Annotated in this window: 15 protein-coding genes; 10 read left to right on the top strand and 5 right to left on the bottom strand. The window is 64.9% G+C overall.

Translation table 11 applies throughout. The annotated features are described in order from the left end of the window. Position 1 precedes the first annotated feature (1 nt). Positions 2-718: a hypothetical protein gene (locus tag OVY29_RS00725; protein WP_313910643.1), complete on the top strand. Its 717-nt coding sequence runs from the start codon at positions 2-4 to the stop codon at positions 716-718. 10 nt (positions 719-728) lie between these two features. Then, the gene (locus tag OVY29_RS00720) at positions 729-1,274 is read left to right on the top strand and encodes an NUDIX hydrolase (RefSeq protein ID WP_037554367.1); all 546 of its coding nucleotides are present in this window, start codon (positions 729-731) and stop codon (positions 1,272-1,274) included. 120 nt (positions 1,275-1,394) lie between these two features. On the opposite strand, the gene OVY29_RS00715 is transcribed toward OVY29_RS00720, so the two are convergent. From OVY29_RS00715 to carA, 4 genes are all read right to left on the bottom strand, one after another. Continuing rightward, positions 1,395-2,030 carry a rhomboid family intramembrane serine protease gene (locus tag OVY29_RS00715; protein WP_052182111.1) on the bottom strand — a complete coding sequence of 212 codons (636 nt, stop codon included), beginning with the start codon at positions 2,028-2,030 and terminating at the stop codon, positions 1,395-1,397. A gap of 14 nt (positions 2,031-2,044) precedes the next feature. After that, positions 2,045-2,521, bottom strand: a complete 477-nt coding sequence (gene greA / locus OVY29_RS00710) for a transcription elongation factor GreA (protein WP_037554366.1) — start codon at positions 2,519-2,521, stop codon at positions 2,045-2,047. Between the two features lie 95 nt (positions 2,522-2,616). Next, complete coding sequence (gene carB, locus OVY29_RS00705) at positions 2,617-5,952, bottom strand: carbamoyl-phosphate synthase large subunit (protein ID WP_037554365.1); 3,336 nt, start codon at positions 5,950-5,952, stop codon at positions 2,617-2,619. Between the two features lie 301 nt (positions 5,953-6,253). Further along, positions 6,254-7,513 (bottom strand): glutamine-hydrolyzing carbamoyl-phosphate synthase small subunit, encoded by a 1,260-nt coding sequence (gene carA / locus OVY29_RS00700; RefSeq protein ID WP_037554364.1) that lies wholly within the window; start codon positions 7,511-7,513, stop codon positions 6,254-6,256. 131 nt (positions 7,514-7,644) lie between these two features. Between carA and OVY29_RS00695 the strand changes: the two genes are divergently transcribed. The 4 genes from OVY29_RS00695 to rpoD all read left to right on the top strand — a co-directional run bounded on the left by OVY29_RS00695 (position 7,645) and on the right by rpoD (position 12,642). Continuing rightward, the gene (locus OVY29_RS00695) at positions 7,645-8,097 is read left to right on the top strand and encodes a GatB/YqeY domain-containing protein (protein ID WP_037554363.1); all 453 of its coding nucleotides are present in this window, start codon (positions 7,645-7,647) and stop codon (positions 8,095-8,097) included. A 119-nt stretch (positions 8,098-8,216) separates the two neighbouring features. After that, on the top strand, positions 8,217-8,612 hold the full coding sequence (locus OVY29_RS00690; protein ID WP_052182110.1) for an endonuclease domain-containing protein: 396 nt from the start codon (positions 8,217-8,219) through the stop codon (positions 8,610-8,612). Positions 8,613-8,700: 88 nt separating this feature from the next. Beyond that, the gene (gene dnaG / locus OVY29_RS00685; RefSeq protein WP_037554362.1) at positions 8,701-10,593 is read left to right on the top strand and encodes a DNA primase; all 1,893 of its coding nucleotides are present in this window, start codon (positions 8,701-8,703) and stop codon (positions 10,591-10,593) included. A 33-nt stretch (positions 10,594-10,626) separates the two neighbouring features. After that, positions 10,627-12,642 carry an RNA polymerase sigma factor RpoD gene (rpoD, locus tag OVY29_RS00680; protein WP_037554361.1) on the top strand — a complete coding sequence of 672 codons (2,016 nt, stop codon included), beginning with the start codon at positions 10,627-10,629 and terminating at the stop codon, positions 12,640-12,642. Positions 12,643-12,730: 88 nt separating this feature from the next. On the opposite strand, the gene OVY29_RS00675 is transcribed toward rpoD, so the two are convergent. After that, the gene (locus OVY29_RS00675; protein WP_037554360.1) at positions 12,731-13,288 is read right to left on the bottom strand and encodes a hypothetical protein; all 558 of its coding nucleotides are present in this window, start codon (positions 13,286-13,288) and stop codon (positions 12,731-12,733) included. An 86-nt stretch (positions 13,289-13,374) separates the two neighbouring features. Between OVY29_RS00675 and OVY29_RS00670 the strand changes: the two genes are divergently transcribed. The 4 genes from OVY29_RS00670 to OVY29_RS00655 all read left to right on the top strand — a co-directional run bounded on the left by OVY29_RS00670 (position 13,375) and on the right by OVY29_RS00655 (position 17,108). After that, entirely contained in the window at positions 13,375-14,448 is a 1,074-nt protein-coding gene (locus tag OVY29_RS00670) for a transcriptional regulator (protein ID WP_052182109.1), read from the top strand. A gap of 320 nt (positions 14,449-14,768) precedes the next feature. Then, a complete protein-coding gene (locus tag OVY29_RS00665; RefSeq protein ID WP_037554359.1) occupies positions 14,769-15,071 on the top strand; it encodes a PspC domain-containing protein in 303 nt (100 codons plus the stop codon). Between the two features lie 251 nt (positions 15,072-15,322). Next, on the top strand, positions 15,323-15,994 hold the full coding sequence (locus OVY29_RS00660) for a DUF6975 family protein (RefSeq protein ID WP_037554395.1): 672 nt from the start codon (positions 15,323-15,325) through the stop codon (positions 15,992-15,994). 268 nt (positions 15,995-16,262) lie between these two features. Then, positions 16,263-17,108: an AAA family ATPase gene (locus tag OVY29_RS00655; RefSeq protein ID WP_037554358.1), complete on the top strand. Its 846-nt coding sequence runs from the start codon at positions 16,263-16,265 to the stop codon at positions 17,106-17,108. Positions 17,109-17,168 lie beyond the last annotated feature (60 nt).

The raw sequence follows: 17,168 nt of genomic DNA, 5'->3' as shown, positions 1-17,168 counted from the left end.
CTTGGGCGGCGAGTGCCTCGGCGGCTGGTGGGAGCGACCGGCGAGCCGAGCCGTCAGCGAAGCCGACCATGATATCGTCACCGCCGCGGTCGCCACGGCCGAGGCGCATACGAGCGGCGAGATCGTCACCGTCGTCGCCGGAAAATCCAATGACTATGACGATGTCGCGCTCGTCTGGGCCAGCATCATTGCCTTCCTCGCCATGTCGATCGTCGCGCTCTTCCCCGAATTCTATCGCGGCCTGTACGACCGGCTGACTGACGGCTGGGGCCATGAACTCACGGCCAATCAATGGCTGGGGATGGTGATCACGTTCGGCGTCCTCAAATGGATCGGCGTGTGGCTGATCCTGCTATGGCGACCGCTGCGCATGGCGCTGACCCCGCGCAGCATCAAGGCCGAGCGTGTGCGCGCCCGCGCGATCGACCTGTTCAAGGTGGGGACCGAGGGCAAGACCACGGGCCGCACGGGCGTGCTCCTCTATTTGAGCCTGAAAGAGCATCGCGCCGACATCGTCGCCGACGAGGCGATCGCCGCGAAGGTTAAGCCCGGCGTGTGGGGCGATGCGATGGCCGCGCTGATCGAGCGCGTGCGCGCGGGCAAGCCGGGCGAAGGCATGGCCGAGGCGGTGCGTCAGATGGGCGTCGTGCTCGCCGAACATTTCCCGCGCGGCAGTGAAAATCCGAACGAACTCCCCGACCGCCTGATCGAACTCTAAAGGAAATATCATGAGCCGCCCCGGCCCCGACACCCCCATCGAAACGCGGTGGGAAGGCCGCTTCATCACGGTCAAGCAGCAGGGGACGTGGGAATATGTCGCGCGATCGCGCGGCATCCACGCCGCGGTGATCCTCGCGATCGACGAGGACGCGGACGGCCGCCACGTCATTCTCGTCGAGCAATATCGCGTGCCGCTGAAGATCAACTGCCTCGAACTCCCTGCGGGGCTGGTCGGCGACGACATGGCGGGCGAAGCGTCCGAGATCGCGGCGGAGCGCGAGCTCGAGGAGGAAACGGGCTATCGCGCCGCGCACTGGCGCACCGTCGGCGAGTTCTACAGCTCGCCCGGGATGGTCAGCGAAAGCTTCACGCTGCTGGTCGCCACGGGGCTGACCAAGGTGAGCGCGGGCGGCGGGGTCGATGGCGAGGATATCGTCGTCCACCGCGTGCCGCTGGCCGGCGTCGGCGATTTCGTCGCGGCGAAACGCGCCGAAGGCTGCGGGGTCGATGTGCGCGTCGCGATGCTGCTCGCGGGTGGGTTGCTGGCGGGATAGCCGCTCCCGACCGGAAGCCGCCGTTGAGAGAAGAAAGCCCCTCCCCTGAAGGGGAGGGGCTAAATTGCCGCAACGGCAGCTCCCCACCCCCAAAGCCGTTATTTCCGCAAAAGTGAGCGCCTACCGCGCCCCGAAGCGCCATCTCAAAAGCGGGCGCGCAAGGAACAGCCCAGCGAGGAAGCCGCCGACATGCGCCCAGATCGCGACCGCGCCGAATCCGCCACCCCCGGCAAAACCCAACAGCAGCTGCAGCCCGATCCACGCCGCGGCGAGCCACAAGGCACGCACCCAATGGCCGGGGATCGGACCGATGGCGGGCGTCTGCGTGCGGCTGAAGATCAGCGCAAAAACCGCGATCAGCGCCGAAATCGCGCCGCTCGCCCCGATCATCGGCACTGCCGAGGCGGGATCGGCGAGATATTGGGCGAGCGCGCCGCCATAGGCGCCGGCGAGCAGCAGCACCGCCATCGCCTTGGTGCCGAGCGGCGCCTCCAGCTGGCGGCCGATGAAGAGGAGCACGAGCATGTTGAAGACGATGTGCAGCACCCCGCCGTGCAGAAAGGCCGACGACAGCGGCGTCAGCACAAAGGGCACCATCGTCCCCGGCGGCAAGATCAGCTCGTTTCCGAAACGCGCGGGGATAAACCCCGCGCGTACGATCGCGTCGAGTTGAAAGCCGGTAATCCACACAAGCACGAAGATGACGACACAGGCGAGCGCATAGCCCGTAACCAGCGGCGCGTCCTGCGGCTTCATCCTCGCAGCCCTCGTCAGATGAATTCGATCTTGGTCACCAGATAATATTTGTCGCCCGCGGGCACGGTGACTTCGACCTCGTCGTCGACGCGGCGGCCGATCAGCGCGCGGCCGAGCGGCGAATTATAGCTGATCTTGCCGTCCTTGGCGTCGGCCTCGGCCTGCCCGACGATCTGGTACTTCACCGGCTTGTCGTCCTCGTCGGCGAGGGTGACGGTCGCGCCGAACACGATGCGGTCGCCCGACAGCGTCGTCGGGTCGATCACCTGCGCGCGCGAAAGCTTGTCCTCAAGGTCGCCGATCGTGGCTTCGACCTGGCCCTGGCGTTCCTTGGCGGCGTGATATTCGGCATTTTCGCTGAGGTCGCCATGCGCGCGCGCTTCCTCGATCGCATCGACGATCAGCGGTCGCTCGGCTTTGAGGGTCGCGAGTTGCGCGGTCAGCTTCTCATAGCCCTCTGCCAGCATCGGCACCTTTTCAACGCTTGCCATTATCCTGTTGTCCTTCGTCAATAATCCAGCGCCAGCGAAACTTCGCCGGGCGGCTGCGCCGCTGTTCCGTCAATGTCGGGGGGTGGAGCGGTCCTTCAATAATAGTCCTGAAGCGGCTTCACTTCAAGACTATGCGCGCGGAGCGCCCCGATCGCCTGCGTCGCCGCATCGCTCGCCGCCGCCGTCGTATAATAGGCGATGTCGGCCGCCAGCGCCGACGCGCGGATCGATTGCGAATCCTGCAAGCTCTGCCAGCCTTCGGTCGTGTTGAAGATCAGCTGGATGTCGCCGTCCTTGATCCGGTCGACGATATGCGGGCGCCCTTCGGCGACCTTGTTGACGCGCTCGATGTCGATCCCCTGCCCCGCGAGATAGTCGGCGGTGCCGCCGGTCGCGATGACTTTCCAGCCCCAGTCGGCGAGTTGCCTCACCGCGCCGACGATACGCGGCTTGTCGCTGTCCTTGACCGACACGAACACGCGGCCGTCGGTCGGCAGGCGGTCGCCCGCGCCGAGCTGCGCCTTGGCGAAAGCGAGGTTGAAATCGCGATCGATTCCCATGACTTCGCCGGTGGACTTCATCTCAGGCGACAGCACCGGATCGGTGCCGGGGAAACGCGCGAAGGGGAAGACCGCTTCCTTCACCGCGACATGATCGATGTCGCGGTTGATCTTGGGCAGGTCGGCGAGCTTTTCGCCCGCCATCACCCGCGCCGCGATCTTGGCGATCGGCGAGCCCACCGCCTTGGCGACGAAAGGCACGGTGCGGCTCGCGCGCGGGTTGACCTCGATCAGATAGACCTCGTCATCCTTGACCGCGAACTGGATGTTCATCAGGCCGCGGACTTCGAGCGCGCGCGCCAGCGCGTCGGCCTGCCGTTCGATCTCGGCGACGATCCCGGCCGACAGGCTGTAGGGCGGGATCGAGCAGGCGCTGTCACCCGAATGGACGCCGGCTTCCTCGATATGCTGGAGCACGCCCGCGACGACTACGTCGGTGCCGTCACACAAAGCATCGACATCGACCTCGATCGCGTCGCGCAGGTAGCGGTCGATCAGGACGGGCGAGTCCCCCGACACCTGCACCGCGGTCTCGATATAATTTTCGAGCTGCGCCTGATCGTCGACGATTTCCATCGCGCGGCCGCCGAGCACATAGGAGGGACGCGTCAGCACCGGATAACCGATGCGCGCCGCGACCGCGACGGCTTCCTCGCGGCTGCGCGCGATGCCATTCTCAGGCTGCTTGAGGCCGAGCTTGTTGACGAGCGCCGCGAAACGCTCGCGGTCTTCGGCAAGGTCGATCGCGTCGGGCGATGTGCCGAGGATCGGGATCCCCGCCTCCGCCAGCGCCTGCGCCAGCTTGAGCGGCGTCTGCCCGCCGAACTGCACGATCACGCCGACGAGTTCGCCCTTCGACATTTCGACATGCAGGATCTCGAGCACGTCTTCGGCGGTCAGCGGCTCGAAATAGAGGCGGTCCGACGTGTCATAGTCGGTCGACACAGTCTCCGGGTTGCAGTTGACCATGATCGTCTCGTAACCCGCCTCTTCGAGCGCGAAGCAGGCGTGGCAGCAGCAATAGTCGAACTCGATCCCCTGCCCGATCCGGTTCGGACCGCCGCCGAGGATGACGACCTTCTTGCGATCCGACGGGTTCGCCTCATTCTCGGGCTCGCCGAACGTCGGCGCTTCATAGGTCGAATAGAGATAGGGCGTCTGCGCCTGAAACTCCGCCGCGCAGGTGTCGATCGTCTTGAACACCGGGCGCACGCCGAGCTTGTGGCGAAGGCTACGCACTTCGGCCTCGGTCACGCCGCCGGTCATCGCCTTCACCGCTTCGTGAATCAGGCCGCTGCCGCGCGCGGTCGCCTGCCGCGATCCGGGGCGAAGGTTCGCCGACTGGAGCGCGAGATAGGCGAGGCGCTTGTCGGAGAAGCCCATGGCTTTGAGTTTGCGCAAGCCCTCGGCATCGCGCGGCAGGCCGTTTTCGCACACATCCTGTTCGGCGGCGACGATCTCGGCGATGCGTTCGAGGAACCACATATCGTAACCCGCGACGCGGTTGATCTCGGCGAGCGGCAGCCCTTCGCGGATCGCCTGCGCCGTGTTGAGCAGCCGGTCGGGGGTGCGCTGCGCCAGCTCGTTACGCAGCTGGTCGTGGCTCGCGCCCTTGAGGCGGTCGACGAAATTGAAGCCCGAAAGCCCCGTCTCCAAGCCGCGCAGCGCTTTCTGCAAAGACTCATGGATCGTGCGGCCGATCGCCATGACCTCACCGACCGACTTCATCGCGGTCGACAGCGTCGCCTCGGCACCCTTGAACTTTTCGAAAGCGAAACGCGGGATTTTGGTGACGACATAATCGATCGTCGGTTCGAACGACGCCGGGGTCACCCCGGTTATGTCGTTCATGATCTCGTCGAGCGTGTAGCCGACCGCGAGCTTCGCCGCGACCTTGGCGATCGGGAAGCCCGTCGCCTTCGACGCAAGCGCCGACGAGCGCGACACGCGCGGGTTCATCTCGATCACGATCAGGCGGCCGTCCTTCGGATTGACCGCGAACTGCACGTTCGACCCGCCCGTCTCGACGCCGATCTCGCGCAGCACCGCGATGCTCGCGTTGCGCATGATCTGATATTCCTTGTCGGTCAGCGTCAGCGCGGGCGCGACCGTGATGCTGTCGCCGGTATGGACGCCCATCGGATCGACATTTTCGATCGAGCAGATGATGATGCAATTGTCCTTGCGGTCGCGCACCACCTCCATCTCATATTCTTTCCAGCCGAGGAGCGATTCCTCGATCAGGACTTCGGTGGTCGGCGAGGCGATCAGGCCGCCGCGGACGATATGTTCGAACTCCTCGCGGTTATAGGCGATGCCGCCGCCGGTGCCGCCGAGCGTGAACGACGGACGGATGATCGACGGCAGCCCGGTGCGTTCGAGCACCGCGAACGCCTCGTCGAGCGTGTGTGCGACGCCGCTGCGCGCGCTTTCGAGCCCGATCTTGTCCATCGCGTCGCGGAACTTCTGCCGATCCTCGGCCTTGTCGATCGCTTCGGCATCGGCGCCGATCATCTCGACGCCGTACTTGGCGAGCGTGCCGTCCTGCGCGAGCGCGAGCGCGGTGTTGAGCGCGGTCTGCCCGCCCATCGTCGGCAGCACCGCCCAACCACCCGGAAACGCGGCGGTCTCCTTTGCGATGATCTTCGCGACGATCTCGGGCGTGATCGGCTCGACATAGGTCGCGTCGGCGAGGTCGGGATCGGTCATGATCGTCGCCGGGTTGGAGTTGACGAGGACGATGCGATAGCCCTCCTCCTTCAGCGCCTTGATCGCCTGCGTCCCCGAATAGTCGAACTCGCACGCCTGACCGATAACGATCGGGCCGGCGCCGATGACGAGGATGGATTGGATGTCGGTTCTTTTGGGCATTATTTCTGTTCTTCTTGGGCAGGTGCTTCACCGCTGACGAAGCCAATTTTTACATGATTTGCGAATTCCGGCTTCTTCAGTCCTCGAGCGACACAATCGACTCGTTCATATTTCTCGCTCGGTGAGGGTCGGAAGCTGACCAACCCGTCAGAACCAAGTTTGAGCACGTCCGATGCAACGCCGCATTGCTTTCCGAGTTCGGCAAGTGCCGACTCGACTTTTGCCGTCTCACCCTCTGCTGGAACGGACGAGCACCCCGTTAGTAGGGAGATGAACAGGGCTATTGGGAGCGCCCGTTTTATCACTTCAATCCACCCACAAACTTCTCGAACAGATAGAAGCTGTCCTGCGGCCCCGGGCTCGCCTCGGGGTGATATTGCACGCTGAACGCCTTCTTGCCCGTGATCGCGATGCCGCAGTTCGATCCGTCGAACAGGCTCTTGTGCGTCTCGACGACGCCAGCGGGCAAGGTCGTGGCGTCGACCGCGAAGCCGTGGTTCATGCTGGTGATCTCGACCACGCCGTCTTCCGCGCGCTGGACCGGATGGTTCGCGCCGCGATGGCCCTGGTGCATCTTCACGGTTTTCGCGCCCGCAGCCAACCCGAGCATCTGGTGGCCAAGGCAGATGCCGAAGATCGGCACGTCACGTTCGAGCAGCCCCTGGATCACCGGCACCGCATAGTCGCCCGTCGCCGCGGGGTCGCCGGGGCCGTTCGAGAGGAACACGCCGTCGGGCTGATGGCTGAGCACTTCGTCGAGGGTCGCGGTCGCCGGCACCACGGTGACGCGCGCGCCGGCCTTTACGAGGTTGCGGAAGATATTGTCCTTCGCGCCATAGTCGATCGCGACGACATGCGGCCTATCATCCCCCCTCACGCTTGCGGGAGGGGTCGGGGAAGGGCTTGTTTCGGTCGAGGCGGAGGTCGACATGCCCTCCCCTAGCCCCTCCCGCAAGCGGGAGGGGGACTGGTAGCCCTTGCCCAATTCCCACGTCCCCGCGTCCCAGTCGCCCGTGTCGGTGCGGCTCACCGCCTTCGCGAGGTCCAGCCCTTCCAGTCCCGACCAGCCGCGCGCCATGGCGAGCAGTTCATCGATGTCGAACTGACCCTCGGGGCTGTGCGCGATCACGCCGTTCGGTGCGCCCGCGTCGCGGATGCGGCGCGTCAGCGCGCGCGTGTCGATGCCCGCAAGTCCGATCACGCCCTGTTCGGTCATCCATTCGGGGAGCGTCTGCACGCTGCGGAAATTGCTCGGCTGCGTCGGCAGCTCGCGCGTGATCGCGCCGAGCGCGCCGTGCACGCCGCGTTCCATATCCTCGGGGTTCGCGCCGACATTGCCGATGTGCGGGAAGGTGAAGGTGACGATCTGCCCCGCATAGCTCGGGTCGGTCAGGATTTCCTGATAGCCCGTCATCGACGTATTGAAACAAATCTCGCCCACAGCGGCGCCACTCGCGCCATAGCCGACGCCCCACAGGATCGTGCCATCGGCAAGGACAAGGACGCCAGTCGCGCCGTTGGGCTGACTTTTGGGCGCGGCAGAGGGGTTGGCAGGTGCCATTCAACATGCTCCGGACGGGGGGCTAAACGGCCGACCAAGTAGGCGGCAAAAAAGTGATTCACAAGCTATCGGATTTGGAATCTTCCCGCTAGGGAGGGTCTTTCCGAAATTTGCAGCGCATGGGGACACGCATGATTCGTGACGACATCAAGGCTGCGCAGGTCGCGGCGATGAAGAGCGGCGACAAGGCGCGTCTGGGCACCATCCGGCTGATGCTGGCCAAGATCAAGGACAAGGACATCGAGCTGCGCACCGGCACCGCGCCGGCCGACGACGATGTGCTCGTCACCGACGTGCTGCAGAAGATGGTCAAGCAGCGCCGCGAATCGATCACCATGTACGAACAGGGCGGACGGCAGGAGCTCGCCGACATCGAGGCGGCCGAGGTCGCGGTGATCGAGGATTTCCTGCCCGCGCAGCTTTCCGACGATGAAGCGATGGCGGCGATCAAGGCGATCGTGGTCGAGCTTGGGGCGGAGAGCCTCAGGGATATGGGCAAGGTGATGGCCGCGGTGAAGGACCGGTTGGGTTCGCAGCTTGATATGAGCAAGGCGAGCGGCTGGGTGAAGGCGGCGCTGAGCTGATCCGCTAGCGGCGCTGCCCACCCCTAACCCCTCCCGCAAGCGGGAGGGGGACAAGGAGGGCGCGACATTGCTTCCCCCCTCCCGCTTGCGGGAGGGGTCGGGGGTGGGCATACCGCCCTATGATGGACGGACAATTTCAGCCCCGCGACACGCCGCGCGCGAAGGAGTTGCGCAATGCTGCGTCTCCCGCCGAGCGGACTCTATGGCGCTGCTTGTCCGGTAGAAAAATCGGCGGCTGGAAATTCAGCCGACAGATGCCTGTCGGACCTTATTTCGCCGACTTTCTTTGCCGGGAAGCGCAATTGATTATCGAACTCGATGGATATTCGCACGACATGCGGCAAGCCCATGACCAGCGCCGAGACCATTGGCTTGTAGAAAACGGGTTTCGAGTCCTTCGTTTCACGAACTGTGACGTGATGGCGAACATCGAAGGCGTCGTGAGCGAGATCGAACGCGCGCTTGCTCTGCTGCCCTCCCCTAACCCCTCCCGCAAGCGGGAGGGGGATAGATGAACTCGAACGCGGCTCTTCTCCCCTCCCGCTTGCGTGAGGGGGTGTCGCGAGTCACGTGCCTCGTGACACGGGTGGGCATGGCGCAACCATGACCCTCACCCCGCAATGGCTGGACGAACTGCGATCGCGCGTCACGCTGTCGACCCTCATCGGGCGGACGGTGAAGGTGACGCGCGCGGGGCGCGAGTATAAGGCCTGCTGCCCCTTCCATAACGAGAAGACGCCGAGCTTCACGATCAACGACGAAAAGGGCTTCTACCACTGTTTCGGCTGCTCGGCGCATGGCGACGCGATCCGCTGGATGACCGACCAGCGCGGCCTCAGTTTCATGGACGCGGTCAAGGAACTCGCCGCCGAGGCCGGGATGGAGGTCCCCGCCCCCGACCCGCGCGCGGCGAAAAAGGCCGAGGAACAGGCGAGCCTCCGCGACGTGACGCAGGCGGCGGCCGACTGGTTCACCCAGCAACTCGGCAGCAGCAACGGCGCGCCGGCGCGCGAATATCTGGCGAAGCGCAGTATTTCGGAGGCGACGCGCAAGGCGTTCGGTTTCGGCCTTGCGCCCGAAAGCCGCAACGCATTGAAGGAAGCGCTCAAGAAATTCCCGACAGCGATGCTCGTCGAGGCGGGGATGCTGATCGCGGTCGACGACAAGGAGCCGTACGACCGCTTCCGCGGCCGGCTGATGATCCCGATCCGCGACGCACGCGGGCGGGTCATAGCCTTCGGGGGCCGCATCCTCGGCGATGGCGAGCCCAAATATCTGAACTCGCCCGACACGCCGCTCTTCGACAAGGGGCGCACGCTCTACAATCTCGACAAGGCGAGCCCCGCCTCGCGCCAGACGAACCGGATCATCGTCGTCGAAGGCTATATGGACGTCGTCGCGCTCGCCGAGGCGGGGATCGCCGATGCCGTGGCGCCGCTCGGTACCGCGCTCACCGAGAATCAGCTCGGGATGATCTGGCGCATGGTGCCCGTGCCCATCCTCTGCTTCGACGGCGACAGCGCGGGACAAAAGGCCGCGATGCGCGCCGCGATCCGCGCGCTTCCGTTGCTGCGTCCCGGTTTCAGCCTGTCCTTCGCGACCCTGCCCGCCGGGCAGGACCCCGACGATATCGTTCGCGCGCGCGGCGCCACCGGCTTCACCGAAATCCTCGAGGGCGCGCAGCCGCTCGTCGAGCGCCTGTGGGCGCACGAGGTTGCGTCCGGCCCGCTGACGACGCCCGAGGAGCGCGCCGCACTCAAATCGCGCCTACTCGCCCACGCCGACGCGATCGAGGATGCCGACGTCCGCCATCATTATCGAGAGGCGTTCCGCGAGCGGCTCGATGCGCTGTTCGCGCGCAAAACGCCCGAGCGCGGACCGCGCCAGCCGTGGACGCCGAACGCGCCGCGCGGCGGATTTGGCGGAGGGGGACGCCGCTTCGCCCCCGACCCGCGGCTGCAACCTCCAGCCGACGAAACGCGTTCCATCGGACAAGCCGGAATTTCGGCGCCTTACATCGCTGCCCTGATCGGCGGATTGCTGCGCTATCCCGACGCGCTGAGACGCAACGAGGAGGCGCTCACCCGCCTGCCGGTGAGCGATCCGAGCGACGCCGAACTGCTCGGCGTAATGCTTGACAGCGCAATGTGCCGCGAAGGGCTTGATTGCGAGGGGTTGCTTGCCATATTGGAGCCGATGAAAGTGTATAATAGGGCGACGACATTGCTCAGAGCCGACGGAATGCACTTCTCGTTCAATCGACGGCTTGAAGGCGACGAGGCCGATGCGGCGCGCGAAACCGCGCTGCGCGACCTCGACGAATATATCGGCGTGCTGGTCACCCAGCCCGAAATCCGCGAGCGGCTGGCACAGGCGACCGCGGATTTCCAGCGTACGATGGATGATGAAGGATTCGCGCGGCAGCAAAAGCTGTACGCCATGGACAAAGAACTGACCCGCCGTCTGGCCGCGCTGTCCGAAAACAGCAGCCAGTAACGACCAGCAAATGCCCCATAGGCAGGAACAAATATGGCCACCAAAAACTCCGAAGCCGACACCGACGCCCCGCTGATCGACCTCAACGAGGCCGACGTCAAAAAGCTGATCGCGCGCGGCAAGAAGCGCGGTTACCTGACCTATGACGAGCTCAATGAAGCGCTGCCGCAGGACCAGATGTCTTCGGAGCAGATCGAGGACATCATGTCGGCGATTTCCGACATGGGCATCAACATCGTCGAGAGCGACGAGGATGTGCAGGAAGAGGCCGAGCAGGAGGTCGACGACGAGGTCGATGTGTCCGCCGGCACGGGTTCGGTGTCGAACCCCGCGATCGAGAAGAAAAAGGAAACGGTCGATCGCACCGACGATCCCGTTCGCATGTACCTGCGCGAAATGGGCGCGGTCGAGCTTTTGAGCCGCGAGGGCGAAATCGCGATCGCGAAGCGCATCGAGGCGGGCCGCGACACGATGATCCTCGGGCTCTGCGAAAGCCCGCTAACCTTCAACGCGATCATCGACTGGTCGACCGCACTGAACAATGGCGACATGCAGCTGCGCGAGATCGTCGATCTGGAGGCGATGCTGTCGAAGGACCCCGCGCCCGAGAATCTCGAGGAAGAGGGCGCTGAGGACGACGGCGAGATCAGCGAAAAGACCGCCGGCGTCTCGTTCAAGGACGAGGACGAGGTTGAGGAAGAACCTTCGGCCGACGGCGACGACGAGAATGGCGAAGGCTCGTCGGGCAAGCGCGAGAGCTTCGAAGAGGATGAGGAAGACAACACGCTCAGCCTCGCCGCGATGGAAGAGCTTTTGAAGCCCGACGCGCTCGAAAAATTCGCGAACATCACCAAGAGCTTCAAGGCCTTCTCGAAGCTGCAGGAAGCGCGTCTCGAATCGCTTTCAGGCGGCGAGGAATTCCCCGCGGCGTCGGAAAAGAAATATCACAAGCTGCGCGAGGAACTCACCGCGCAGGTCGAGAGCGTGCAATTCCACGGCACCAAGATCGAATATCTCGTCGACCAGCTCTACAGCTACAACCGCCGCCTGACCGCGCTCGGCGGCCAGATGCTGCGCCTCGCCGAGCGCCACAAGGTGCCGCGCAAGTCGTTCCTCGACAATTATGTCGGGCGCGAGCTCGAAGAGAATTGGCTCGATAGCGTCAGCGGCATCGACAAGAAATGGGCCGCCTTCGCCGAGAATGAAGCGGGCGCGGTCGACCGCATCCGCATCGAGATCAGCGAAATCGCGCAGGCGGCGGGCATGAGCCTGACCGAATTCCGCCGCGTCGTGAACATGGTCCAGAAGGGGGAGCGCGAAGCGCGCATCGCCAAGAAGGAAATGGTCGAGGCGAATTTGCGCCTCGTGATCTCGATCGCGAAGAAATATACGAACCGCGGCTTGCAGTTCCTCGACCTGATCCAGGAAGGCAATATCGGCCTGATGAAGGCGGTCGACAAGTTCGAGTACCGCCGCGGCTATAAATTCTCGACCTATGCGACCTGGTGGATCCGGCAGGCGATCACCCGCTCGATCGCCGACCAGGCGCGCACGATCCGTATCCCGGTCCACATGATCGAGACGATCAACAAGCTGGTGCGCTGCAGCCGCCAGTTCCTCCACGAGAGCGGCCGCGAACCGACGCCGGAGGAAATGGCCGAGCGCCTGTCGATGCCGCTCGAAAAGGTCCGCAAGGTGATGAAGATCGCCAAGGAGCCGATCAGCCTCGAAACGCCGATCGGCGACGAGGAAGACAGCCACCTCGGCGATTTCATCGAGGACAAGAACGCCGTCATCCCGGTCGACGCCGCGGTGCAGTCGAATCTCAAGGAAACGGTGACGCGGGTGTTGGCGTCGCTGACCCCGCGCGAGGAACGCGTGCTGCGCATGCGCTTCGGCATCGGGATGAACACCGACCATACGCTCGAGGAAGTCGGCCAGCAGTTCAGCGTGACGCGCGAACGCATCCGCCAGATCGAGGCGAAGGCGCTGAGGAAGCTCAAGCACCCGTCGCGGTCGCGGAAAATGCGGTCGTTTCTGGACCAGTAAACCTCCGTCGCCCTCGCGAAGGCGGGGGCCGCTAGATATGTGGTGCAAGGCTGCGGCCCCCGCCTTCGCGGGGGGCGACGGCTGATTTTCAGCGCCCTTCCCTGCCCGCCTTGTGGAACAGCGCCGCCGAGACCAGCCACATCGCCGCGAAAAAGCCGCAAAGCACGAGCGCACCCGCGGCGCCGCGGGGCTCGTTCGCGGCCGAGGGCGCGGTCGCGATCGCAAGGGCGAGCAATCCCTGCATCACGGCCGTGCCGAACATCGCCCGCGCCATGCCGTCGGGACGGAGCCGCGCCGCGAATGCGCCGACCCCCGACGCCATGACGAGCAGGAAAAAGCTGAAATTGATCGGATTATCCTCTCCTAGGATGCCCACCGCGAGATTGATCCAGATCAGCAGGAAGGAGACCACAAGTGCGGTGGCAACGCCGCCACGATAGGCGAGGTTCGGCCACAGACGCGCTGTGCGTTCATAAGCGAGAATAGGGCCGAAGATCATGACCCCGGCCAGCAGAAAGGAGGCAGGCCCCCAATTCCAGTCGTCGCTGACCTGCATCATCACCGCCGGGGTCAGCAACAGTGCCGTCGCTATCCCCCAGCGCGCGACACGCCAGCCGTTCCACCCCATTCGCACTTCGCCGTCCATGGACTTGCCTCCTTCGATATTTGGGGCTTTACCCTGCGCTGCCGGCCGATGAGCGGCATGAGCAGTTCGTGAGATTTTGCTGAAAAATGGATTCGGGCCGCTATCAGTTCGACGATTTCACGGTCGATCCCGCCGACCGCAGCCTGTGCCGTTCAGGAGCCGCGGTCGAAGTCGGCAACCGCTATTTCGATGCGCTCGCGCTGCTGCTGCGCGAACGCGGACGACTCGTCAGCAAGGACCGCTTCATGGCCGAAGTGTGGAATGGTGTGCCGGTCACCGACGAAGCCCTGACGCAGTGCATTCGCGCATTGCGCCGCCTGCTCGGCGACGATGCGGGAAATCCGCGCTTCATCGAGACGGTCCCCAAGCATGGCTATCGCTTCATCGGCGCGGTCGAGATCGTGGAGAGCGACGCCCATCCCCGCCCTGTCCTCCAGGCTCCCCAAAACCGGTGGGCGCATGCGCTGAGGACCGGCGCGGCCGCCGCAATGGGCGGGGGTGTCGCCGGCGTGCTCGGGGGCCTCTTCTATGGCCTCAGCATCGGAATCGGGCCCGCGATGGGCGGAACCTCGGCCCTCTTCGTGCTGCTCGCGATCAACATGATCGTCGGGCTGACCGCCGGTGCCGGCGTCGGCGCGGGCATAGCGGCGGCGGAGTTCGCGCCCGGCGGGCGCTGGCAATGGACGGTGCTGGGCGGCGCGGCCGGTGGCCTCCTGACCGGCGGCGCCGCAAGGCTTGTCGGCCTCGACGCTTTCGCGCTCCTGCTCGGCCAGTCGCCGGGCGATATGACCGGCGCATCGGAGGGCCTGATATTGGGCGCGGCCGTCGGTTTCGCCGCGTGGACGGCGCGTCGCCGCATGCTGACGCTGCCAGGAAGCGCCGCCCTCGGCGGGCTGGTCGCCGCGGCGGCGGGCATCGTCATTTCGCTTTTCGGCGGGACTTTTCTTGGCGGCAGCCTCGATTTCCTTCTCCGGCGCTTTCCCGAATCGCGCTTCCGGCTCGACGCGATCGGCGCGCTTTTCGGCGAGGAGATTTTCGGGCCGGCCAGCAGAACGGCCACATCGGGCATCGAATGCCTGCTGTTCGGCGCCTGCGTCGTCGGGGCCATGTTCTTCGTGCGCCCGGCACCGCCCGGCGCCCCGCGTCGTAGCGCGCCCTGAACCGAGGCCAAACGAAGCTTGCGGCGATGCTGCATCGCACAATTTTTTTTGCCGATGCTCTTCAAATCTCCATATTTCCTCATCACATAGCGCACGTCACAGCGATGCGGAGGCTTTCATCGCCGGTTCAGGCACCGCCCATCAAATGGCAATCATTCCCACTCATTGGGAATCGATTCACGTATAATCGCGGGCATTTCGTCGGGGCGAGACGGGAAAAAGCCCGGAAATTCGCGGGACTGCGAAAATTGGCACGGCCTTTGCGATGCTTCGGGCATCGGCGCGGGGCAGTGCTCGCAGCCAAAGGGAAAGATAGAAAAATGCAGAACGAAACCACCAATCTCTTCCGCCGCCGCGACACCTTCTTCGGTATCTGCGAGGCCGTGGGCCAGGATTTCGGCTTCAACCCGCTGTATCTACGCCTGGCGTTCATCGCGCCGCTCTTTTTCTTCCCCGTCCAGACCTTTGCGGCCTATTTCGCGCTCGGGCTCGTCGTGCTCGCATCGCGGCTGCTCTTCCCCGCGAAGACCGCCGGCCAATCCGCACTGACCGCGATCGAATCCGACGCGCCGAACGCCGAAAAGACCCCCGAAAAAACGGGCGAACTCGCACTCGCGGCTTGAGCGGTCCCGGCCGGGCATTCCCTCTCCCCGTCTGGCCTCTCCGCTCCGATGGTGCACCCCGCGCCATAGCATGGGACCGGCAAGCTTCTCCCCGAGGCTTGCCGGTTCCTTCGTCTGTCCCCGACTGAAACAATCGGATCACAAATCCGTCCCCGCTTATAAACGCGTCGTTTACGACGTTGCCCTATGACCGATCGCTGACATTCCATTGGCTTGGGCGCTCGCGCGCCTGCCGCAGCGAGGATCGGCCGTTGAACCAGTCGCCCCAGCCCAAAGCGCCGACGCGCGGCGTCGCCGAACTGCTCGACGCGCTGGTCGCCAGCGACGGCACCGGCGCGCACCCGCACGTCCGCTCGGGCGCGCTGTCGAGCGGGCCCGAAGCGATGCGCAATCTCGCCGACGCGGTGCATTTCCTTTGCCTTCTCCATGGCCGCCACCCCGGGGTCATCGACAATGCCGCGCGCAAGGCGGTCGATCCCGCGTCGCGCCGGTGGATGGACGAAGCCGCCGACGCCTTTGTCGAAGAGCGCGCCTTCCTGTCGAAGATCGCCTCGGCGGTCGGCCCCGTCCCGAGCACGCAGGGCCAAGCGCAATGCGAAGCCGCGGTCGCCGCGCAGCGCAAGGCGCTCGACATGCTCGCCGAATCGGACCGCCACGGCTGCGCGCTCGGCGCCGCGATCGCGCTGACGCTCGACTGGCGCACGATTCGCGTGCTGCTCGACATCAGCGCGCTGCGGCTCGATCTGGTGCCGCCGACCTGCACTCTGCCCGACCTGCCGGGCACCGCGCGGCTCGCGGCAGCGGTCGCCGACACCCCGGCGATCGAACGCGCGATGGTGTTCGGCGCACAGCAGCTCATCACCCAGCACAGCGGCCTCTGGGATTTGATGGCCGCACGCGCCGCAAGCCGCGCGCATTCATGATTGATATCCTCCCTGTGGCGAAGCCATGGGGAGGTGGCAGCGCGCAGCGCTGACGGAGGGACTGTGACGCGGCCCCTCCACCACCCGCTTCGCGAGAGTGCTGGGTCGTCCAGTCCCCCGGACTGGACTTGGATTGCCGGGGGCAATCCAACCCTGCACTCCCCCTCCCCATCGCTTCGCGACAGGGAGGACCATCTGCCCCACACGCTTGCACCCATCCCCTACCCCCGCTATGCCCGCTTGACGTTCACGTTAAGGGAAAGAGCCGATGCGCTTCGAAGGCACCAGCGCCTATATCGCCACCGACGACCTCAAGGTCGCGGTCAACGCCGCGACGCTGCTCCGCCGTCCGCTGCTCGTGAAGGGCGAGCCCGGCACCGGCAAGACGGTGCTGGCCGAGGAAATCGCCAAGGCCTTCGACGCGCCGCTGATCACCTGGAACATCAAATCGACGACGAAGGCGCAGCAGGGGCTTTACCAATATGATGCGGTCGCGCGCCTGCGCGACGGCCAACTCGGCGAAGAGCGCGTCCACGACATCCGCAATTACATCAAGAAGGGCAAATTGTGGGAGGCGTTCACTTCGCCCAAGCTGCCCGTGCTGCTGATCGACGAGATCGACAAGGCCGACATCGAATTCCCGAACGACCTGCTCCAGGAACTCGATCGCATGGCGTTCCACGTCTACGAGACCGACGAGACGGTCACCGCGAAAGAACGCCCGATCGTCGTCATCACCTCGAACAATGAAAAGGAACTGCCCGACGCCTTCCTGCGCCGCTGTTTCTTCCACTATATCAAATTCCCCGACCGCGACACGATGGCCGAGATCGTCGAGGTCCACTTCCCCGGCATCCAGAAGACGCTCGTCAGCCGCGCGATGGATATCTTCTACGAGGTGCGCGAAGTGCCGGGGCTCAAGAAAAAGCCTTCGACGAGCGAGTTGATCGACTGGCTCAAGCTGCTGCTCAACGAAGATATGCCGCTCGAAGTGCTCCAGAACCGCGACGTCGGCAAGGCGATCCCGCCCTTGCACGGCGCGCTGCTCAAGAATGAGCAGGATGTGATGCTGTTCGAAAAGCTGGCGTTTATGGCGCGGCGGCAGGGAAGCTGACAACGATCCTCCCCGTGGCGAAGCCATGGGGAGGTGGCAGCGGCGCAGCCGCTGACGGAG

Origin of the sequence: Sphingopyxis sp. SE2 (assembly GCF_032227185.1) — a bacterium.
Lineage (GTDB): Bacteria > Pseudomonadota > Alphaproteobacteria > Sphingomonadales > Sphingomonadaceae > Sphingopyxis.
Note: the sequence above shows the minus strand (reverse complement) of the source record. Positions and strands in the feature narration are given on the sequence as shown.

Coding starts and splice junctions, on each gene's coding strand:
- OVY29_RS00720 (WP_037554367.1), top strand. CDS start 729: ATGAGCCGCCCCGGCCCCGACACCCCCATCGAAACGCGGTGGGAAGGC.
- OVY29_RS00715 (WP_052182111.1), bottom strand. CDS start 2,030: ATGAAGCCGCAGGACGCGCCGCTGGTTACGGGCTATGCGCTCGCCTGT.
- greA (WP_037554366.1), bottom strand. CDS start 2,521: ATGGCAAGCGTTGAAAAGGTGCCGATGCTGGCAGAGGGCTATGAGAAG.
- carB (WP_037554365.1), bottom strand. CDS start 5,952: ATGCCCAAAAGAACCGACATCCAATCCATCCTCGTCATCGGCGCCGGC.
- carA (WP_037554364.1), bottom strand. CDS start 7,513: ATGGCACCTGCCAACCCCTCTGCCGCGCCCAAAAGTCAGCCCAACGGC.
- OVY29_RS00695 (WP_037554363.1), top strand. CDS start 7,645: ATGATTCGTGACGACATCAAGGCTGCGCAGGTCGCGGCGATGAAGAGC.
- OVY29_RS00690 (WP_052182110.1), top strand. CDS start 8,217: ATGATGGACGGACAATTTCAGCCCCGCGACACGCCGCGCGCGAAGGAG.
- dnaG (WP_037554362.1), top strand. CDS start 8,701: ATGACCCTCACCCCGCAATGGCTGGACGAACTGCGATCGCGCGTCACG.
- rpoD (WP_037554361.1), top strand. CDS start 10,627: ATGGCCACCAAAAACTCCGAAGCCGACACCGACGCCCCGCTGATCGAC.
- OVY29_RS00675 (WP_037554360.1), bottom strand. CDS start 13,288: ATGGACGGCGAAGTGCGAATGGGGTGGAACGGCTGGCGTGTCGCGCGC.
- OVY29_RS00670 (WP_052182109.1), top strand. CDS start 13,375: ATGGATTCGGGCCGCTATCAGTTCGACGATTTCACGGTCGATCCCGCC.
- OVY29_RS00665 (WP_037554359.1), top strand. CDS start 14,769: ATGCAGAACGAAACCACCAATCTCTTCCGCCGCCGCGACACCTTCTTC.
- OVY29_RS00655 (WP_037554358.1), top strand. CDS start 16,263: ATGCGCTTCGAAGGCACCAGCGCCTATATCGCCACCGACGACCTCAAG.